The sequence below is a fragment of the Actinomadura kijaniata genome (genome assembly GCF_014138665.1).
GTDB classification, from domain to species: Bacteria; Actinomycetota; Actinomycetes; order Streptosporangiales; family Streptosporangiaceae; genus Spirillospora; species Spirillospora kijaniata.
Map to the genome: position 1 here is coordinate 268,121 of NZ_JACJIA010000010.1, position 19,250 is coordinate 287,370.

At 74.7% G+C, this 19,250-nt stretch carries 17 protein-coding genes; 11 read left to right on the forward strand and 6 right to left on the reverse strand.

The annotated features are described in order from the left end of the window. Positions 1-71 precede the first annotated feature (71 nt). The 4 genes from HNR61_RS32690 (at position 72) to HNR61_RS32705 (ending at position 6,304) form a co-directional block, all read left to right on the forward strand. Positions 72-1,190 carry a TDT family transporter gene (locus tag HNR61_RS32690; protein ID WP_182846999.1) on the forward strand — a complete coding sequence of 373 codons (1,119 nt, stop codon included), beginning with the start codon at positions 72-74 and terminating at the stop codon, positions 1,188-1,190. 685 nt (positions 1,191-1,875) lie between these two features. Continuing rightward, complete coding sequence (locus HNR61_RS50160; RefSeq protein WP_312898209.1) at positions 1,876-3,498, forward strand: LuxR C-terminal-related transcriptional regulator; 1,623 nt, start codon at positions 1,876-1,878, stop codon at positions 3,496-3,498. A gap of 72 nt (positions 3,499-3,570) precedes the next feature. Continuing rightward, complete coding sequence (locus HNR61_RS32700) at positions 3,571-5,931, forward strand: ATP-binding protein (RefSeq protein ID WP_182847000.1); 2,361 nt, start codon at positions 3,571-3,573, stop codon at positions 5,929-5,931. Positions 5,932-6,025: 94 nt separating this feature from the next. Then, entirely contained in the window at positions 6,026-6,304 is a 279-nt protein-coding gene (locus HNR61_RS32705) for a hypothetical protein (protein ID WP_157419613.1), read from the forward strand. Positions 6,305-6,314: 10 nt separating this feature from the next. On the opposite strand, the gene HNR61_RS32710 is transcribed toward HNR61_RS32705, so the two are convergent. The 3 genes from HNR61_RS32710 to HNR61_RS32720 are packed head-to-tail and all read right to left on the reverse strand — an operon-like array spanning position 6,315 to position 9,197. Further along, the gene (locus tag HNR61_RS32710; protein WP_182847001.1) at positions 6,315-7,520 is read right to left on the reverse strand and encodes a M20 metallopeptidase family protein; all 1,206 of its coding nucleotides are present in this window, start codon (positions 7,518-7,520) and stop codon (positions 6,315-6,317) included. Positions 7,521-7,567: 47 nt separating this feature from the next. Further along, positions 7,568-8,383, reverse strand: coding sequence for a F0F1 ATP synthase subunit A (gene atpB / locus HNR61_RS32715; protein ID WP_182847002.1), 816 nt, complete (start codon positions 8,381-8,383; stop codon positions 7,568-7,570). A 43-nt stretch (positions 8,384-8,426) separates the two neighbouring features. After that, a complete protein-coding gene (locus tag HNR61_RS32720) occupies positions 8,427-9,197 on the reverse strand; it encodes a maleylpyruvate isomerase family mycothiol-dependent enzyme (RefSeq protein ID WP_182847003.1) in 771 nt (256 codons plus the stop codon). Between the two features lie 72 nt (positions 9,198-9,269). Between HNR61_RS32720 and HNR61_RS32725 the strand changes: the two genes are divergently transcribed. Both HNR61_RS32725 and HNR61_RS32730 read left to right on the forward strand, forming a co-directional pair. Continuing rightward, entirely contained in the window at positions 9,270-10,199 is a 930-nt protein-coding gene (locus HNR61_RS32725; protein ID WP_182847004.1) for a MerR family transcriptional regulator, read from the forward strand. Beyond that, the gene (locus HNR61_RS32730; RefSeq protein ID WP_182847005.1) at positions 10,139-11,656 is read left to right on the forward strand and encodes an SDR family oxidoreductase; all 1,518 of its coding nucleotides are present in this window, start codon (positions 10,139-10,141) and stop codon (positions 11,654-11,656) included. The genes HNR61_RS32725 and HNR61_RS32730 overlap by 61 nt, the downstream gene beginning before the upstream one ends. 39 nt (positions 11,657-11,695) lie before the next feature. On the opposite strand, the gene HNR61_RS32735 is transcribed toward HNR61_RS32730, so the two are convergent. Then, positions 11,696-12,910: a hypothetical protein gene (locus tag HNR61_RS32735; protein ID WP_182847006.1), complete on the reverse strand. Its 1,215-nt coding sequence runs from the start codon at positions 12,908-12,910 to the stop codon at positions 11,696-11,698. 205 nt (positions 12,911-13,115) lie between these two features. Between HNR61_RS32735 and HNR61_RS32740 the strand changes: the two genes are divergently transcribed. Then, the gene (locus HNR61_RS32740) at positions 13,116-13,679 is read left to right on the forward strand and encodes a hemerythrin domain-containing protein (RefSeq protein ID WP_182847007.1); all 564 of its coding nucleotides are present in this window, start codon (positions 13,116-13,118) and stop codon (positions 13,677-13,679) included. Here HNR61_RS32740 and HNR61_RS32745 read toward each other — a convergent pair. After that, the gene (locus tag HNR61_RS32745) at positions 13,636-14,409 is read right to left on the reverse strand and encodes a DUF4184 family protein (protein ID WP_182847008.1); all 774 of its coding nucleotides are present in this window, start codon (positions 14,407-14,409) and stop codon (positions 13,636-13,638) included. The genes HNR61_RS32740 and HNR61_RS32745 overlap by 44 nt on opposite strands. A 122-nt stretch (positions 14,410-14,531) precedes the next feature. Here HNR61_RS32745 and HNR61_RS32750 point away from each other — a divergent pair, with 122 nt between their 5' ends. Further along, positions 14,532-15,632, forward strand: a complete 1,101-nt coding sequence (locus HNR61_RS32750) for an LLM class flavin-dependent oxidoreductase (RefSeq protein ID WP_182847009.1) — start codon at positions 14,532-14,534, stop codon at positions 15,630-15,632. Beyond that, positions 15,629-16,246 (forward strand): FMN reductase, encoded by a 618-nt coding sequence (locus HNR61_RS32755; RefSeq protein WP_182847010.1) that lies wholly within the window; start codon positions 15,629-15,631, stop codon positions 16,244-16,246. The genes HNR61_RS32750 and HNR61_RS32755 overlap by 4 nt, the downstream gene beginning before the upstream one ends. A 12-nt stretch (positions 16,247-16,258) precedes the next feature. On the opposite strand, the gene HNR61_RS32760 is transcribed toward HNR61_RS32755, so the two are convergent. Further along, entirely contained in the window at positions 16,259-17,176 is a 918-nt protein-coding gene (locus HNR61_RS32760; protein ID WP_182847011.1) for a LysR family transcriptional regulator, read from the reverse strand. Positions 17,177-17,291: 115 nt separating this feature from the next. Between HNR61_RS32760 and HNR61_RS32765 the strand changes: the two genes are divergently transcribed. Together HNR61_RS32765 and HNR61_RS32770 are read left to right on the forward strand one after the other, a co-directional pair. Further along, entirely contained in the window at positions 17,292-18,278 is a 987-nt protein-coding gene (locus tag HNR61_RS32765; RefSeq protein WP_312898211.1) for a fumarylacetoacetate hydrolase family protein, read from the forward strand. Continuing rightward, positions 18,275-19,249 carry a cyclase family protein gene (locus tag HNR61_RS32770; RefSeq protein ID WP_182847013.1) on the forward strand — a complete coding sequence of 325 codons (975 nt, stop codon included), beginning with the start codon at positions 18,275-18,277 and terminating at the stop codon, positions 19,247-19,249. Before HNR61_RS32765 ends, HNR61_RS32770 begins: the two co-directional genes overlap by 4 nt. The last annotated feature ends 1 nt before the right edge of the window (position 19,250 follow it).

The window sequence follows — 19,250 nt, forward strand, 5'->3', positions numbered from 1 at the left end:
AAGGCCAGCTTATGACGGCATAGGGTGATGACCTCTACCGGCCCGCCCGCCCGCGGGCCAGCCTGGGGACCATGAGCATCACCCGTTCCTGCCGCGGGATCGGCCCCAACTGGTACGCCAGCGTCATGGGCACCGCCATCGTGGCCAACGCCGCCCACGCCCTCCCCGTCGGTTTCCCCGGCCGGAACGCCTTCGCGGTCGCGGTGTGGCTGCTGTCGCTGGCCGCCCTCGCCGCCGTCGGCGCCGCCCGCGCCGCGCACCTGCTGCGCCACCGCGACGTCGCCCGCGCCCACCTGCTGGACGAGCCCTCCACCGCCGTCTTCTACGGCTGCCCGCCGATGGCGCTGCTCGCCGTCGGCCACGGCACCCTCGTCATCGGCCCCGCCGTCCTGGGCGAACGCGTCGCCGTCGCCCTCGACCTCGTCCTGTGGACCACGGGGACGCTCTACTCCCTGGCCGTCGCCGTCGCGGTCCCGTACCTGATGACCTCCCGGCACCGCGGCCACCCGGGCGCCTCGGACCCGACCCGGCTGCTGCCGGTCGTCGCGCCGATGGTCGCCGCCGCCCTCGGCCCCGCGCTGGTCCCGCACCTGCCCCCGGGCGAGGCGCGCGCGACGATGCTGTACGGCTGCTACGCGATGTTCGGGATGAGCCTGCTGGCCACGCTGACGTTGCTGCCGGGCGTGTGGACCCGCCTGGTCCGCGACCCCCTGGCCCCCGTCACCCTCACCCCCACCCTGTTCCTGGTCCTGGGGCCGCTCGGCCAGTCCACCACCGCCGTGAACCAGCTCGCCGACGCCGCCGGGGCCGCCGCGCCCGCGCACGCCGCCGCGATGCGCGCGTTCGCCGTGCTGTACGGGGTGCCGGTGCTGGGGTTCGCGCTGCTGTGGCTGGCCGTCGCGGGCCTGGCGAACGCGCGGGCGCTGCGCGGCGGGATGCCGTTCGCGATGACCTGGTGGGCCTACACGTTCCCGGTCGGGACCTGCGTCACCGGCGCCGCCGCGCTGGCCCGGCGCACCGGCCTGACCGCGCTCACCGCCGTGGCCGCCGCGCTGTTCCTGCTGCTGACCGTCGCGTGGGCGGTCGCCGCGTCCCGCACGCTGCGCGGCGTCCTGTCCGGCCGCCTGCTGGCCCCGCCCGCCGCGCCCGCCCCGGCCGGCGTCCCGCTGCGCGAAGCGCGCGCCGCGTGACGGCGCCGATCCGGACCGTGCGCCGGAGGTACGATGCAGCGGAGTCCTTCCCCTCCCGCTGAGAGGCCGAGGTGTCGCTGGCCGGCCTGGAACACAGGTCGGGGCGGCTCCCGGCGGAGCTGACCAGCTTCGTCGGGCGCCGCGCGGGACTCGACGAGATCGCCCGCCTCTTCACCCGGTGCCGCCTGGTGACGCTGACCGGACCCGGCGGGGTCGGCAAGACCCGCCTGGCCCTGCGCGCCGCCGTCCATGTCGGCGACGGCCTGCCGGACGGGGTCCGCTTCGTCGACCTCGGCTCGCTGCGCGACCCCGCGCTGCTCGCCCAGACCGTCGCCGAACGCCTGGAACCGCTCGACCAGGAACCGGCCGCCGCGCTCGACGCGCTGATCGCCCGGCTGGCCGACCGGCGGATGCTGCTGGTGCTGGACACCTGCGAGCACCTGGTCGACGCCGTCGCCCTGCTGAGCGAGACGCTGCTGCGCAGCGCCCCCGGCCTGCTGGTGCTGGCCACCGGCCGCCAGCCGCTGGAGGTGCCGGGCGAGCACACGGTGGTGGTCGCGCCGCCGTCGTCCCCGGCTGGCGCGTCACCGACGCCAACCGGGACGCCGTCGCGCTGCCGTGCCACCGCCTGGACGGCATCCCGCTGGCGATCGAGCTGGCCGCCGTCCAGCTGCGGGCGCTGTCGGTGGAGCAGCTCCTGGACCGCTTCGGCGACCGCCTCGTCCTCGCCCGGGGCCGCCGCACCTCGCTGCCCCGCCACCGGACGCTGCGCACCGCGATCGACTGGAGCCACGAGCTGTGCACGCCGCCGGAACGGCTGCTGTGGGCGCGGCTGTCGGTGTTCGCCGGGGACTTCGACCTGGAGAGCGCCGAGCACGTGGGCCGCGACGACGCCGACGGCGGGGAGCTGCCCGCCGAACACGTCCTGGACACGCTGGCCGGGCTGGTCGCCAAGTCGGTGGTGCTGCGGGTGGAACGCGACGGCGACGCCCGCTACCGGATGCTGGACACGCTCCGTGAGTACGGCGCCGAACGCCTGGCCGAACTCGGCCAGCGCGAGCGGACGCGGGAACGCGCGTTCGACTGGTTCACCGGCCGGATCCACCGGGCCCGCGAGGAGCTGGCCACCGCCGCCCAGCCCGGCTGGCTGCGCTGGTTCCGCGACGAGCAGGCCAACGTCCGCGCCGTGCTCGACCACGCCCTGCGCGACGGCCACGGCTCCGACCTGTACCCGGTGTTCCTCGGCTTCTGCCGCATCCTGGCGTTGCAGGGCCTCATCGGCGAGGCGCGGCACTGGCTGCGCCGCCTGCTGGCCGTCGCCGCGCCGGACCGGACGTGCGCCGCCGAGGCGCTGGCCCTCGGCGGGCTGCTGGCCACCCTCCAGGACGACCTGGACGAGGGACGCGGGATGGTGGGGCGGGCCGCCGCCCACGCCGGGGACGACCCGGCCGGGCCGGCCTACGTGCGCCAGGTGCAGGGCACGATCGAGCTGTACTCCGACCGGATGGCCGAGGCGGCGCGGCTGCTGGCCGAGGCGGGGCGGCTGCACGGGGCCGCGGGCTCCCGCGACGTGCTGGTGCCGATCGCCCGGGTGTTCCTGTCGGCGGCGTGCTCGCTGGCGGGCGACACCGAGGAGGGCGAACGCCACGCCGCCGCGATCGTGCGCGAGGCCGAGGACAGCGGCGAGCAGTGGTGCCTGTCCTACGGCCTGTGCATGCGGGCGCTGGCGCGCCTGCTCGCCGGGGACCCGGCCGCCGCACTGCCGCACGTGCGCGCCGGGCTGGCCGTCAAGGACGGGCTGGAGGACCGGCTCGGGGTCGCGCTGGCCCTCGACATCACCGGCGCCTGCCTGATCGGGACGGGCGCGTCCGGTGCGGGCGTCCGGCTGTTCGGGGCGGGCGACCGGCTGCGGACCTCCATCGGCACGGCGCTGTTCGGCCGCCAGCACGCGCGGCTGCGCGCGTTCTTCGAGAAGGCCGCGCGGGACGGGCTCGGCGCCGCCGCGTTCACGGCGGCGTTCACCGCCGGGCGGTCGCTGGACACCGTCCGGGCCGTCGCCGAGGCGCTGGGGGAGACGCCCGAACGGCCGGCCGGGCGGCGCGCGCTGACCCGCCGCGAGCGGGAGGTGGCCGCGCTGGCCGCCGACGGCCTGTCCAACCGCGAGATCGCCGAACGCCTCGTCATCTCCAAGCGCACCGTCGACTCCCACATCGAGCACATCCTCGGCAAGCTCGGTTTCACCTCCCGTGTCCAGATCGCGACCTGGCACGCGGAGCGGCCTCCCGGGGAGGGCGGGCACGTACCGTGATAAGGCCGTTGCGAACGGTCCCGGCGCGGGTACGATGCTGGCGACGTCCCCCCAAGCGACCATGAGGCGGCCGTGGCGCTCACGACTCTGGAACAACGGTCCGGGCGGCTCCCGGCGGAGCTGACCAGCTTCGTCGGCCGTCGCGAGGAGCTCACCGAGGTCGGCCGCCTGCTGGAGCGGTGCCGCCTGGTGACGCTGATGGGGCCCGGCGGCGTCGGCAAGACGCGGCTGGCGGTGCACGCCGCCGCGCGGGCGCGCGACCGGATGCCCGACGGCGTGTGCTTCGTGGACCTGGCGGCCGTGCGCGGCCCGGGGCTGCTGCCGCTGGCCGTCGCCGCGGCGCTCGGCCTGCCCGACCAGGTCTCCGGCGCCCTGCTGGACACCCTGGCCTCCCATCTGGCCGACCGGCGGATGCTGCTGGTGCTGGACACCTGCGAGCACCTGGTGGACGGCTGCGCGATCCTGGCGGAGGCGCTGCTGCGCAGCGCGCCGGGCCTGCGCGTGCTGGCCACCAGCCGCCAGCCCCTCGACGTCGCGGGCGAGCACACGCTGATGGTCGCGCCGCTGCCGTGCGCCGGCCCGGCGGCCCCCACCGGCGGCGTCGCCGACGACGCGCCGTGCGACTCGACGCGGCTGTTCGCCGACCGCGCCGCCGCCGTCGTCCCCGGCTGGCGCATCACCGACGCCAACCGGGACGCCGTCGCGGAGCTGTGCCACCGCCTGGACGGCATCCCGCTGGCGATCGAGCTGGCCGCCGTCCAGCTGCGGGCGCTGTCGGTGGAGGAGACGCTGCAGCGCCTCGACAGCCGCATCCTGCGCATCCGGGGCCGCCGCACCACGATGTCCCGGCACCAGACGCTGCGCACCGCGATCGACTGGAGCCACGAGCTGTGCACGCCGGGCGAACGGCTGCTGTGGGCGCGGCTGTCGGTGTTCGCCGGGGACTTCGACCTGGCCACCGCCGAACACGTGTGCTGCGACGCCGACGCCACCGACGGGACCGACCACGCCGGCGACGGGGGGCTCCCCGTCGCCGAGGTCTTCGACGTGCTGGCCGGGCTGGTCGCCAAGTCGGTGGTGCTGCGGGTGGAACGCGACGGCGCGACCCGCTACCGGATGCTGGACACCCTGCGCGAGTACGGCGCCGAACGCCTGGCCGGGCTCGGCGACGCCGAACGCGTCCGGGCCCGCGCCTACACCCGGTTCGCCGCGCTGGTGCGGCGGGCCGCCGACGCGCTGGCGACCGGCGAGCAGAGGGACTGGCTGGACTGGGCCCACCGCGAGCAGGCGAACCTGCGCGCCCAGTACGAGTTCGCGCTGCGGGACGACTCCGCCGACCAGATGACGCGCGCGGCGCTGGGGATGGGCCGCATCCTGGCGTTGCAGGGACTGATCGGCGAGGCCCGGCACTGGGCCGACCGGCTGCTGGCCGAACGCGGGCCCGGGCCCGGCCCCGCGGGGACCGAGATGCTGGCCCTGGCGGCGTGGCTGGCCGCCGTGCAGAACGACCTGGCCGTCTCCCGCGACCTGGTCGACCGGGCCGAGGAACGCGCCCGCGCCGCCGGCGACACCCGCGCGCTCGGCTACGCGCACCAGGTCAGGGGCACCATCGCGGTGTACTCCGGGCACCCGGAGGAGGCGATCGGGCTGCTGACCGAGGCGCGGCGGCTGCACGAGGCGGCGGGCACCGCCGACGTGCTGGTCCCGATCGGGGAGGTGTTCCTGGCGCAGGCGTGCCTGGCCGCCGGGGACGTCCCGGCCGCCCTCGGCCACTCCGCCGCCACCGTCGCGGCGACCGGGGAGGCGGGGGAGCAGTGGTGCCACTCCTACGCGCTGTGCGTGCACGGCCTCGCGCTGCTGACGACCGGCGACGCCGACGGCGCGGCGCGGGACCTGCGCGCGGCACTGCGCGTCAAACGCGACCTGCGGGACCGGCTGGGGATCGCGCTGGCGCTGGACCTGCTCGGCGCGGCGGTGATCGCGGACGGGGACGGCGCGGGCGGGGCCCGGCTGCTGGGCGCGGCCGAACGCTGCCGTTCGGCGACCGGCATGGGGTTGTTCGGCCCGTACCACGGGATGCTGCGCGAGCTGGTCACCGGGCAGGCCCGGGACCTGCTCGGCGAGCGGGGGTTCGAGGCGGCCTGCCGGGACGGCCGCGCGCTCGACCTGGACGACGCGGTCGCCGAGGCGCTGGGGGAGCGCCCGCGCCGCCCCGCGCCGGCCGTGCTGAACGGCTCGGCCGGACCGTCCCTCACCCCCCGCGAACTGCAGATCGCCGAACTGGTCGCCGACGGCCTGACCAACCGGGAGATCGCCGACCGGCTCGTCATCGCCAAGCGCACCGCCGACTCCCATGTGGAGCACATCCTGGCGAAACTGCGCTTCTCGTCCCGTTCGCAGATCGCCGAGTGGTTCGCCGGACGGGCGGGATAGGTATGCGGATGGGGGAGTCCACGCATGCGCCGCCGGGCCCCCTCGTCCTACTTTCGGAACTCTGACGGTTTCGCTCCGGGGGGAGACGATGGCCATGGAGACGGATCGGCGGGCGGTGCCCGCCGCGTGTTTCGCGTGGGAGGTGCAGGACCTGCCCGCCGGGGACGGCGGGCTGGGCCCGTGCGGGGTGAGCCGCAGCAAGCCGAGCGCGCTGCGCGCCCTGTCGGAGGCCCTGCTGTCGGCGGGGCCGGGCGCCGTCGGGGAGATCTGGCGGGCGCGACCCAGCCAGACCCGCCCGGCGGTGTTCGTCTACGAGGGGCTGGTCGCGCGGGTGGCGCGCGACGACCTGACGCCGTCGATCGTGTGGCGCTGATCCGCGCGGGTCAGCCGGCGGCCAGGCGGCGCGTGGCGAGCTCGGCGTACAGGGCGGCCCCGTCGGGGAGCACGCCCTCGTCGAACGCCGCGTCGGGCGCGTGGTTGAAGGGGGCCCTGGCGGGGTCGCGGTCGGCGGGGCAGGCGCCGAGCGCGACGAACGCCGACGGGATCTCGTCGCACACGTAGGAGAAGTCCTCCGAGGCGGGCAGCGGCCGGGGCGCGGCGCGGAACCGTTCCTCCCCGTACACCTCCCGCACGGTGTCGCCGACGAACGCGGCCTCCGCGTCGTCGTTGACGGTGACGGGGTAGTCCTGGAAGTACTCCACCTCGACGTCCAGGCCGTGCGCGGCGGCGATGCCCCGGACCGTCCGGACGCTGCGGTCGCGGAGCGCGCGGTGCGCCTCGCCGGAGAACGAGCGGACGGTCCCGGTGAAGCGGGCCTCGTCGGGGATGACGTTGTCGCCGGTCCCGGCGTGGAAGGTCCCCACGGTCAGCACGACCGGATCGAACGGGTCGAACGAGCGGGTCACCATCGTCTGCAGCGCGGTGACCATCTCGCACGCGGCCGGGAGCGGGTCCCGGGCCAGGTGCGGGCTGGAGCCGTGGCCGCCGGCGCCGCGCACGGTGACGCGCAGCCGGTCGGCCGCCGCCATGACCGGCCCGCTCCGGGTGGTGAACAGCCCGGTGGGCGGCCCGGACGACAGCACGTGCAGCGCGTAGGCGGCGACGGGGCGCGGCCCGGCGGCGTCCAGCACGCCTTCCTCGATCATGATGCGGGCGCCGCCGTGACCCTCCTCGCCGGGCTGGAACATGAACACCACGTTCCCGGCCAGGCGCTCGCGCCGCGCCGCCAGCAGCCGGGCGGCCCCGGCCAGCATCGCGGTGTGCAGGTCGTGGCCGCAGGCGTGCATCCGCCCGGGGATCCGCGACACCGGGCCCGCGCCGCCGCGCTCGGTGACGGACAGGGCGTCCATGTCGCCGCGCAGCAGCACGGTCGGCCCGGGGCGCGCCCCGCGCAGCACCGCCGTCACCGAGGTGAGCCGTTCGCCGGTGGAGACCTCCAGCGGGAGCCCGTCGAGCGCGGCCAGCACCTTCTCCCGGGTGCGCGGCAGGTCCAGTCCGAGTTCGGGCTCGCGGTGCAGGGAGCGGCGCAGCCGCACGAGGTCGTCGCGCAGTCCGGCGGCGTCGTCGCGCAGGGACGGCGCGTCGCTCATGGGTTCTCCTTCACTCGGTCACCGCGCCCCGCCCGTCCGCCGGGCGCTCAGTGGTCGGGGTTGAGGGCGCCGCCGATGTAGGACGCCGCCAGCAGGGTGAAGATGTACGCCTGGAGCGCCTGCACGAAGATCTCGAACGCGGTGATGACGACGGTCATCAGCGCGCCGACGATCCCGACGCCGACCCCGGCGGCCGACGGCTTCTCGACCAGGAACCACCAGGCCACCGACGCGAAGAACGCGATCAGCAGGTGCCCGGCGAACATGTTGGCGAACAGCCGGATCGAGTGCGTGGCCGGGCGCAGCACCAGGTGCTGGAGCAGCTCGATGGGGGAGTAGATGAAGTACATCCACGCGGGCTGCCCGGGCGGGAACATCACGTTGCGGAAGTAGCCGGTGAACCCCTGGACGCGGATGCTCAGGGTCAGGTACAGCCCGTACACGACCAGCGCCAGCAGCAGCGGCATCGCGAAGTGCGAGGTGGCCGGGAGCTGGAGCACCGGCACCACGCCCATGAGGTTCATGACCAGCACGAACGAGAACACCGACAGCAGGAACGGCATCCACCGGTCGCCGTCCTTGCCGATCATGGGCCGGGCGATCTGGTCGCGCACGAACAGGTAGGCGACCTCCCCGAGGTTCTGCATGCCGCGCGGCACGGGCCGGGGCGCGCGGAACGCGATCCGGTAGAACGCCACGACGAGCGCCGCCGACAGCGCGATCAGCAGCACGGGCTTGGTGAACCAGCGCAGCCGGCGGGGCCCGTCGGGGAACAGCGGCCCCCAGCGGAAGATCTCGGTGTCGGGGGCGTGGAATCCGCCGTCGCCGCCGGGTGCCAGGGCGAGGGCGTAGGCGAGGCTCACAGTGCGGCACCTCCTTCACGAGGCCGTACGAAAGATCATTTTTTCAGCCGAACGCGGTCCGTTCCAACCAGTGGTCCAGAAGTGGCCGCCGCCCGGTGACCCGCACGCCCGAGGCGTCGTCGGGCCTGGTCCGGCGGCTGAACACCAGCAGCAGGGACGCCATCGGCCCGGCGACCGTGACGTGCGCGTCCCCGCCTCCCCGCGTCCATGCCAGCCCGTCCGGGGTCCGCGTGACGACCCATCCCTCGACGCCGGTCTCGTCGGGGACGAACGCCAGCGTCTCGCCGTCGCCCCGCAGCTCGGCGAGGGTGGGGTTGATCCCCGACTCCACCACGGCGGCCATGAGCTCCAGGCCCTCGGTGAGGGTGTCGGCCGCCAGCGCGGGTTCGGGGCGGTACCCGATCCCCGCGGTGAGCGCGGCGTCGGCGTGGTGGACGGTGGTGTCGTGCAGCATCCGCCGCAGCCAGAACGCCGGGGTCCGCCGCCCCAGGAACGACCAGACCGGCGTGTCCGGGCCGACCCGCTCGACCGCCTCGACCAGCCGTTCGGCGCCCTCCACCAGCCAGCCGGTGCGTTCGCCGGGGGTGGCGGGAAGGGTCACCTCCGGCTGCGGCGGCATCTCCGTGGACCCGGACGCCACCAGCTCCACGGCCCAGCGGTGCGCGCGCCCGACGTGCGCGACCAGGTCCCGCATCCGCCACTCCGGGCAGGTCGGCACCCACGTGTCGAGGTCCGGCCCCTCGGCCGCCGCCGCGAACGCCGCCGTCTGCTCGTGCAGCCACACCGCGAGCGTGCTCGCGTCGGGGTGCTCCATGGGTGTCTCCTCACGCGTTGTCGGACTCGCCCGTACCGTAGGAGTTCCACCCGGGTGGAGGTTCAAGACGCTGTGAGCGAGACCACGCTGAGCATCGGGGAGCTGGCGGACCGGGCCGGGCTGCCGGTGCGCACCGTCCGGTTCTACTGCGACGAGGGGCTGCTCCCGGTGGGCCGCAGCGGCGGGGGCCACCGCCGCTTCGACCCCTCGGCGGTGGAGCGGCTGCGCACGATCCGGCGGCTGCGCGCCCTCGGCCTCGGCCTGGCCGCCATCGCCGGGGTCCTGGACGGCGAGCGCTCCCTCGCCGAGGCGGTCGCGGCCGAACGCGCCGCGCTGGAGGTGGAGCTGTCGGCGCTGGCCTGGCGGCACGCCACCCTGCGCGCCGTCGAGCAGGCCGGTCCCGCCGAGCGCGCCGCCCGCCTGGACCTGCTGGCCGCCGCCGGGAACGGCGCGGCCGCCCGCGACGCGCTGGTGGGGTTCTGGCGCTCGGTGATCGTCGCGCCGATCGGCGGGCGCTACCTCGACGGCTTCGTCGCGCTGGCGGTCCCCGACCCGCCCGCCGACCCGACACCCGGCCAGGTCGTCGCCTACGCCGAGATGGTCGCCCTGGCCGCCGACCCGACGCTGGTGCGGCGGGTGCGCGCCCGCGGCCGCGTCAACGCCCGGGCGATCTCCGACGAGGAGGCCCTGATGGAGGGCGTCGGCGAGGCGTGGCGGCTGGCGGTCCCCGCCCTGGCGGCCGGGGCGCCGCCGGCCCCGGGCGCGGCCCTGGACCGCCTGGTCGCCGCGCACGCGGGGGTGCGCGGCGGCAGGGACACCCCGGAGTTCCGCCGCCACCTGCACGCCGAGCTCACCCTCGACCAGGACCCGCGCCTCGACCGCTACTGGCGGCTGGCGGCCCGCGTCACCGGCGACCGGCTCAGCCTCGGCCTCACCCATGAATGGCTGCTGGCCTCCCTGGGAGTGTCCAATCGGTCACTTCGGGGTACCGGGCCTGCGTGAACGCACGTACCTGCCTGGTCACCGGCGCCACCGGCTACATCGGCGGCCGTCTCGTCCCCGAACTGCTGTCCGCCGGGCACCGGGTGCGCTGCATGGCGCGCCACCCCGACCGGCTGCGCGACCATCCGTGGGCGGGCGAGGTGGACACCGTCCGCGCCGACGTGCTGGACGCCGACTCGCTGCGCGCGGCCCTGGACGGCGTGGACGTCGCCTACTACCTGGTCCACGCGATGGGCGGGGACGGCGACTTCGCCGAACGCGACCGCACCGCCGCGCACAACTTCGCCGCCGCCGCCAAGGCGGCCGGGGTGCGGCGCGTCGTCTACCTGGGGGGCCTGTACTCGGGCGGCCGGATGTCGCGGCACATGCGCTCGCGCGCCGAGGTCGCCCGGATCCTGCTCGACTCGGGGGTGCCGACGGCCGTGCTGCGCGCCGGCGTCATCATCGGGTCGGGCTCGGCGTCGTTCGAGATGCTGCGCTACCTCACCGAGCGGCTGCCCGTCATGGTGACCCCGCGCTGGGTGCACTCGCGCATCCAGCCGATCGCCATCCGCGACGTGCTGCACTATCTGGTCGGCGCGGCGACGCTGCCGCCGGAGGTCAGCCGGGCCTTCGACCTCGGGGGCCCGGACGTGCTGACCTACCGCGAGATGATGCTGCGGTACGCGGCCGCCGCGGGACTGCCGCGCCGGGTCGTGCTGCCGGTCCCGGTGCTGTCGCCCGAGGTGTCCAGCCTGTGGGTCGGCTTCATCACCCCGGTGCCCGGCGCGCTGGCCCGCCCGCTGGTGGAGTCGCTGACCAGCGAGGTCGTCTGCCGCGAGCACGACATCGCCGGGTACGTCCCCGACCCGCCGGGCGGCCTGACCGGGTTCGACCGCGCGGTGGAGCTGGCCCTGAAGCGCATCCGCGAGGCCGACGTCGCCACCCGCTGGTCGTCGGCCTCCACCGCCGGCGCGCCCAGCGACCCGCTGCCCACCGACCCCGACTGGGCGGGCGGCGTCCTCTACACCGACGAGCGCGAGCGCCCCGTCGCCGCGCCGCCCGAGGCGGTCTGGCGGGTCGTCGAGGGCATCGGCGGCGACAACGGCTGGTACTCGCTCCCGGTCGCCTGGCGGGCGCGCGGGGCGCTGGACCGGCTGTTCGGCGGCGTCGGCCTGCGCCGGGGCCGCCGCGACCCGGCCCGGCTGCGGGTCGGCGACGCGCTGGACTTCTGGCGGGTGGAGGCCCTGGAGCCCGGCCGTCTGCTGCGGCTGCGCGCCGAGATGCGGCTGCCGGGTCTGGCCTGGCTGGAGCTGTCGGTCCGTCCCGGCCGGGACGGCGGCAGCGTCTACGCCCAGCGCGCGATCTTCCACCCGCACGGGCTGCTGGGCCACCTGTACTGGTGGGGCATCTCCCCGCTGCACGGGTTCATCTTCGGGAGGATGCCCCGCAACATCGCGCGTCGCGCGGCCGGGTGACCGGCCCGACCGCGCGGAGGGAACGGGTGATCCGGCCGGTCAGTCCCGGGAGACGCGCACCTCGCGCAGGCTCTCCACCGGGTGCTGGCCGTCGGTCTGGTGCCGGTACTCCTGGCCGAACTTCTCGCGGTGCATGTCGATGACGCGCTCGGACGGGGGCTTCTCGCCGCCGTGGATCGCCTCCTGCATCCTCTCGAACCGCTCGTGGGCCTCGCGGACGTAGCCGGCGCCGAGCGTGGTCAGGTCGATCTGGGTGGCCAGCAGGTGGCGCAGGTACTCCTTGTTGGGCTCGAAGGTGACCGGCGGCGGGAGCTGCGGGGCCAGGATGCTCTCGGGGTCGCGGCCGTCGTGGCGGCGCATCAGGTCGCAGGCGATGCGCAGGTGCTCCAGCTCCATGTTGAGGTGGAGCTCCCAGATCGCCTTCACCTTCGGGTCGCTCTCGGTCTCCATGAACGAGTGGTACATGTAGCACTCGTTGTACTCGTGGTTGACCAGGCGCTCCCACCAGGTCTCGCCGGGGTCGACCAGCGACTCGTAGTGCGTGACGTGCTCCTCCTCGATGAGGCCGATCTCCTGGTAGAGCTGGCGCGCGATCGGCTCCATGTACTGCGGGCCGACGGTCATGTAGAAGTTCATCGTCTGCTGCTCGGCCGACATGACCGTCAGGGCGTGCAGCTTGGACAGCGGGTCGGCCTTGGCGCGGTCGTAGGGGTCGCGCACGTTGTCGGCCGGGTGCCGGTGCTCCACGAGCGTGGGCCGGCCCGGCATCACCTCGGTGAGCCCGTCGACGATCTTCTCGGCCTGGCGGTGCTCGATCATCTCGTACAGGTTGGCGTACCGGTACAGGTGGTCGAAGTCCTCCAGGACGCCGAACTCGTAGGCCTGCTTGAGGTAGGGGTCGGGCTCCATGCGGGCGACCCAGGCGGTGAGGTCCACCGCGACCTGCTCGTAGGAGATGGTGGTCTCCAGGATCGACGCCTGGCCCGGCAGCAGCCAGTTGACGACCTTCTGCTGCTGCTGTTCGGTGAAGCGCACCTCGGCGAGCTGCCGCTTGACCTCGGGGTCGGGACAGACCCGGTTGAAGTGGTGGCTGAACATGACGGCTTCGACCTCGATGCCGTTCATCGTGATGATGCGGCACTTGGTGTACGGGTCGGAGCGGTCCGGGTCGACCGGGGTGACGTCGAGTTCGCGCCAGTTGCGGACCTGCCGCTCCAGCGGGATGCCCTTGTGCTCCAGCGGGTTGAAGGACATGTGTTCGTCTCTCCTCACGATGGCGGGGGAGCACGCCCTACCCAGAACGGCGGCCCTCTCACCCGCCTACCCCCACCGGTTGCCCGTTCACGGGATACGGACAATCAAGGGCACTCCTTGGCCGGGGTTTTCCCTGGTTTGTGCATGGCGGTCGGGGCCCGGGGTAGGTGAGCCGCCGACCTGCCGAGCCCTTGAGGGGGAGCACATGAAGAGCCCGACCTCCGAACGTCCGGTCACCGACGTGATCGACCTGCTGTACCAGCAGCACGGCCAGATCCGCGACCTGTTCGGCCTGGTGATGGTGTCCGAGGGCGAGGAGCGCCGCACGGCGTTCCAGGACCTGGTGCGGCTGCTGGCCGTGCACGAGACGGCCGAGGAGGAGATCGTCCATCCGATGGCCCGCTCGCTGCCGGGCGGCGGGGGCATCGTCGACGACCGGCTGGCCGAGGAGCGCTCGGCCAAGGAGCTGCTCGCCGAACTCGACGGCATGGACACCGAGGCGCCCGACTTCCTGGCCAAGCTGGACCAGCTCCGGCTGGCGGTGCTGACCCACGCCCGCGCGGAGGAGCGCTACGAGTTCGAGCGGCTGCGCGACCAGTTCAGCGACGCGCAGCGCAAGGCGATGGCCGCCGCGGTGAAGGCCGCCGAGGCCACCGCGCCGACCCATCCGCACCCCGGCACCGAGAGCGCGACGAAGAACATGCTGGTGGGGCCGTTCGCGGCCATCATGGACCGGACGCGCGACCTGATCCGCGACGCCCGGAAGTGACCCGCCGGGCCAGGGCGGAGTAGAGCAGCGCGTAGAGGGTCAGCGCGACCAGCGGGCCGCTGACCGCGCCGACGACCGCGCCCGCCACCGTGGTGTGGAGGGTGCGGGGGTCCCCGGCGTTGGTCGGCTGGAGGAACGCGCCGAGCGCCGCGCCCGCCAGGCCCCCGCCCGCCAGCAGGCCGAGCATCGCCAGCGCGGCCCGCCCGGACAGCCCGTCCGGGACCGGCCCGGCGGGCGGCGTGGCGCGGAACCACCGCCACAGCCACCATGCCAGGACCGCCAGCCCGCCGAACGAGACGGTGACCAGCCAGGGCAGCGCGCCCGCGAAGCTGTGGCGGCGGTGGGTGAAGGCGTCCCACAGCACGTGCGTCACGATCCCGGCCAGCAGCGACACCGGCACCCAGGGCAGCGCCCGGCGGGGGAGCGGACCGGCGACCGGGGCCAGCCGCCGCGCGACCGGATCCGGGGCCAGCCGCCGCGCGACCGGATCCGGGGCCAGCGCCAGCAGGGGGCGCTTCCAGACCAGGTGGAACGCGGCGGACACCGCCAGCCCGAGCCCGAGGTCGACCGTGACGACGCCCAGCGGCTCGTGGGTGACGCCGCGCAGGCCGCTCAGCCCGAGGAAGTAAGGGACGTCGGGGGCCATGGTCCCCACCGCCAGCGCGGACGGCACCAGCGGCCCCCCGGCCAGCGGCAGGATCGCGGCGGGGTGGCTCAGGGTGGACGGCATGCCCCTTTGTAGGGTCCCGGTGGGAAATGATCAAATCACCGGGGAGGGGAATATCGTCTCCGGGGACGGAGTTCGGTAGGATAGTTGAATCTTCTATTAATCGGAGGCGGGTCATGTCGGGCATGCAGTTCGGAATCTTCAGCGTCGGGGACGTGACGCCCGACCCGACGACCGGCCGGACCCCCACCGAGCACGAGCGGATCAAGGCCATGGTCGCCATCGCGCGCAAGGCCGAGGAGGTCGGGCTCGACGTGTTCGCCTCCGGGGAGCACCACAACAGGCCGTTCGTGCCGTCCTCGCCGACCACGATGCTCGGCCACATCGCGGCCCGGACCGAGCGGCTGGTCCTGTCGACCGCGACCACGCTGATCACCACCAACGACCCGGTGAAGATCGCCGAGGACTTCGCGATGCTCCAGCACCTGGCCGACGGCCGGGCCGACCTGATGCTGGGACGCGGCAACACCGGCCCGGTCTACCCGTGGTTCGGCAAGGACATCCGCGACGGCATCCCGCTCGCCGTCGAGAACTACCAGCTGCTGCACCGGCTGTGGCGCGAGGACGTGGTGGACTGGGAGGGGCGCTTCCGCACCCCGCTCCAGTCGTTCACCTCGACGCCGCGCCCGCTGGACGGCGTGCCGCCGTTCGTGTGGCACGGCTCGATCCGCAGCCCCGAGATCGCCGAGCAGGCCGCCTACTACGGCGACGGGTTCTTCGCCAACAACATCTTCTGGCCCAAGGAGCACTTCCAGCGCCTGATCGGCCTGTACCGCCGCCGCTTCGAGCACTACGGCCACGGCACCGCCGAGCAGGCGATCGTCGGGCTGGGCGGCCAGGTGTTCATGCGCGCCAACTCCCAGGACGCGGTCCGCGAGTTCCGGCCCTACTTCGACAACGCCCCGGTGTACGGCGGCGGCCCGTCGCTGGAGGAGTTCATGGCCGAGACGCCGCTGACCGTCGGCAGCCCCGCGCAGGTGATCGAGCGGACGCTGAGGTTCCGCGACCACTTCGGTGACTACCAGCGGCAGCTGTTCCTGGTGGACCACGCCGGGCTGCCCCTGGAGACCGTGCTGGAGCAGATCGAGATCCTGGGCGAGGAGGTCGTGCCGGTGCTGCGCAGGGAGTTCGCGATCGGCCGCCCCGCGAGCGTCCCGGACGCCCCCACCCACGCGTCCCTGCTGGCCGCCAAGCGCGAGAAGGACACCACGGAGGTCGCCCGATGAGCACCCGCACCCTCGCCGTCGTCTCCGCCGGGCTCGGCAAGCCCTCGACGACCCGGATGCTGGCCGACAGGATCGCCGAGGCGACCGCCGCCGCGCTGGGCGAGACGGGCGAGCAGGTGGAGACCGTCACCGTCGACCTGCGCGACCACGCCCGCGCGCTGGCCGACGCGACGGTCACCGGGTTCCCGGCCGGGGGCCTGCGCGCCGCGCTGGAGGCGGTCGCGGCGGCCGACGGGCTGGTCGCGGTGACGCCGGTCTTCAACGCCTCCTACAGCGGCCTGTTCAAGATGTTCTTCGACGTGCTGGAGCGGGGCGCGCTGGAGGGCGTCCCGGTGGCGCTGGGCGCGACCGGCGGCACCGGGCGGCACTCGCTGGCCGTCGACTACGCGATGCGCCCGCTGTTCGCCTACCTGCGCGCGAACGCCATGCCGACCGGCGTGTACGCCGCCTCGGAGGACTGGGGCGGCGCCGGGGGCGACGCGGCGCTGACCGAACGGGCCGCCCGGCTGGGCCGGGAGCTGGCCGCCGCGATCGCCGGCCGCGCCCCGGCCCGCCCGGCGGACCCGTTCGACGAGCCGGTGGTCCCGTTCGAGGACCTGCTGGCCGGACGCTGACCGCCCGCCGTCTCATCCGGCGTCGGCGATGATGCGGCCGACCCGCGCCATGACCTCCCGCAGCCACGCGTGCCCGGCGTCGCGGGTGTGCACCGGGTGCCACCACATGGCCTCCACCAGCGGCACCACGTCGAACGGGCACGGCAGGACGCGGACCGCCGCCAGCCCCGCGTAGCGGGCGGCGAGCCGCTCCTGGATCAGCGCCACGCGGTCGGTCCCGGCGACCAGGAACGGGATGATCTGGAAGCTCTCGGTGACGACCTCGACGCGCGGCTCGATGCCGAGCGTGCGCAGGTGCCAGGAGGCCGGGGTGAAGGCGGTGGGGCGGTTCAGGTAGTCCACCCAGGGCAGCTCGGCCAGCTCGGCCAGGGTGAGGCGGTCGCCGACCGTGGGGTGGTCGGCGGCGACCATGCACACCCAGGTGTCGGTGAACAGGTCCACCGCCGGGTGGTCGGTGAGGAACCCGTGCGGCATCAGCAGCCCGTCGCAGGTCCGCAGCGTGGTGTCGATCTCCTCCACGTCGGCGGGGCCGAACTGCCGCAGCCGCAGCCGCACGTGCGGGGCCTCGGCGCGCAGCGTCCGCGCCAGGGGCTCGGCGAGCACCGCCAGGGCGTAGTCGGAGCTGCGGAGCGTGAACTCGCGCCGCGCGGTCGGCGGGTCGAAGCCGGGCTGGGCGGTGAACACCCGCTCCAGCATCGCGGCGGCGGTCTCCACCGGCTCGACCAGCGCCGCCGCCAGCGGCGTCAGCTCGTAGCCGCCCCGCACCCGCACCAGCAGCTCGTCCCCGAAGTGGCGGCGCAGCCGCGCCAGCGCGGCGCTGGTGGCGGGCTGGCTGAGGCCGATGGCGGCCCCGGCGCGGGTGACGTTGCGTTCGGCCAGCAACGCCCGCAGCGCCACCAGGAGATTCAGGTCGAGCCCGGCGAGCTGCATACCACCCTGCCTCGTGCTATTCGTCCGGCGGATCATTCCTATACATACTATCCATTTGTCAGATCCAGTGTCCGCCGTCACCTTGGTGGGAAACCGCTCGAAAGGAACTCCGGTGGTGTCCCACCCCTCACTGTCCGGACCGTTCGCCCTCGGCACCTTCGCCGACGGCGACGGGCCCGCCTTCCCCGGCCTGCTGGGCGACGGCCGCGTGCTCGACCTGCGCGCCGCCCCGCTCCCGGTCGACGGACCGCTGACCACCCGCGCCCTGCTGGAACGCTGGGACACGGTGTTCCCCCTGCTGGAAGGGCTCGCGGGCCGCGCCGCCACCGACGGGACGCCGGTCGGGGACCTGCGGGTGCTGGCACCCGTCGAGCCGCGCCAGGTGTTCCAGTCGGGGGCCAACTACCGCACCCACGTCATCGACCTGGCCGTCGCGCACCGCGCCCCCGACGACCCGCGCACGGCCGGGCGGGTCCGCGCCGAGACCGCCGCGATGATGGACCGCCGCGCCGCCGAGGACCAGCCGTACGTGTTCCTCGGCCTCCCCTCGGCCATCACCGGCCCGTACGACGACGTGGTCCTGCCGTCCTGGTGCGCGGAGCCCGACTGGGAGCTGGAGCTGGCCGCCGTCATCGGCAGGCCCGCCTTCCGGGTGGACCGCGAGCACGCCCTCGACCACGTCGCCGCCTACACCATCGCCAACGACCTCACCGCCCGCGAGATGGTGTTCCGCCCCGACATGCCCGCGATCGGCACCGACTGGCTGCGCGCCAAGAACGCCCCGACGTTCACCCCGCTCGGCCCGTGGCTGGTGCCCGCCGCGTTCGTCGGCGACCCGCAGGACCTGCGCCTGACCCTCACCGTCAACGGAGCGGTGCGCCAGGACGAGACCACCAAGGACATGATCTTCGACGTGGCGCGGCTGGTGTCCCATGTCTCCCGGACGACCCCGCTGCTGCCCGGCGACCTGGTGCTGACCGGCAGCCCGGCCGGCAACGGCAAGAAGTGGGGCGAGATCCTGCGCGACGGCGACGTCATGGAGGGCGCGATCGAGGGCCTGGGCGTCCAGCGCAACGTCTGCCGCGCGGAGGCCGCCCGATGACCGCCGGGGGGATCGACCGCGCCGACCCCGAGGCCGCGATCGCCGAGGCCGCCCGGAAGTACTCCAACTGGGGCCGCTGGGGCGAGGACGACGTGCGCGGCACCGTCAACCTCATCGACGGGGCCGCCCGCGTCCGGGCCGCCGCGCTGGTGCGGCGGGGCGCGGCGTTCTCGCTGTCGATGCGCTTCCAGAACGACGGCCCGCAGAAGGGCTGGCGGCGGCGCGTCAACCCGGTCCACACGATGACCGACACCGGCACCGAGGCCGCGCTCGGCACCCAGGGCTTCCCGCACGGCTTCGGCGGCGCCGACGACGTGATCTTCATGCCGTTGCAGTGCGCGACCCAGTGGGACGGCCTCGGCCACATCTTCGACCACGGCCGGGCGTGGAACGGCCGCGACGCCGCCCGCGTGGTGACCAGCGAGGGCGACCGGGTCACCGGCATCGAGCACCTGGCCGCGCCGGTCACCGGCCGGGGCGTGCTGCTGGACGTGGGGCGCGCGGTCGGCGAGGACGGCGAGCTGCCCGACGGCTTCGCCGTCACCGAGGAGCACCTGGCCGCCACCGCCGACGCGCACGGCGTCACCGTCGGGCGCGGCGACATCGTCTGCGTCCGCACCGGACAGCTCGCCCGCGTCCGGCGCGGCGAGGGCTGGGGCGACTACGCGGGCGGTCCCGCGCCGGGCCTGTCGTTCACCACCGCCGGCTGGCTGCACCGCACCGAGATCGCCGCGATCGCCACCGACACCTGGGGCTTCGAGGTGCGACCCAACGAGTTCGACGGCGCGTTCCAGCCCCTGCACCAGGTCGTCATCCCCCACCTGGGCCTGCTCGTCGGCGAGATGTGGGACCTGGACGAGCTGGCCGCCGACTGCGCCGCCGACGGCGTGTACGAGTTCCTGCTCACCGCCGCCCCGCTGCCGGTCACCGGCGCGGTCGGCGCCCCCGTCAACCCCATCGCCCTCAAGTGAG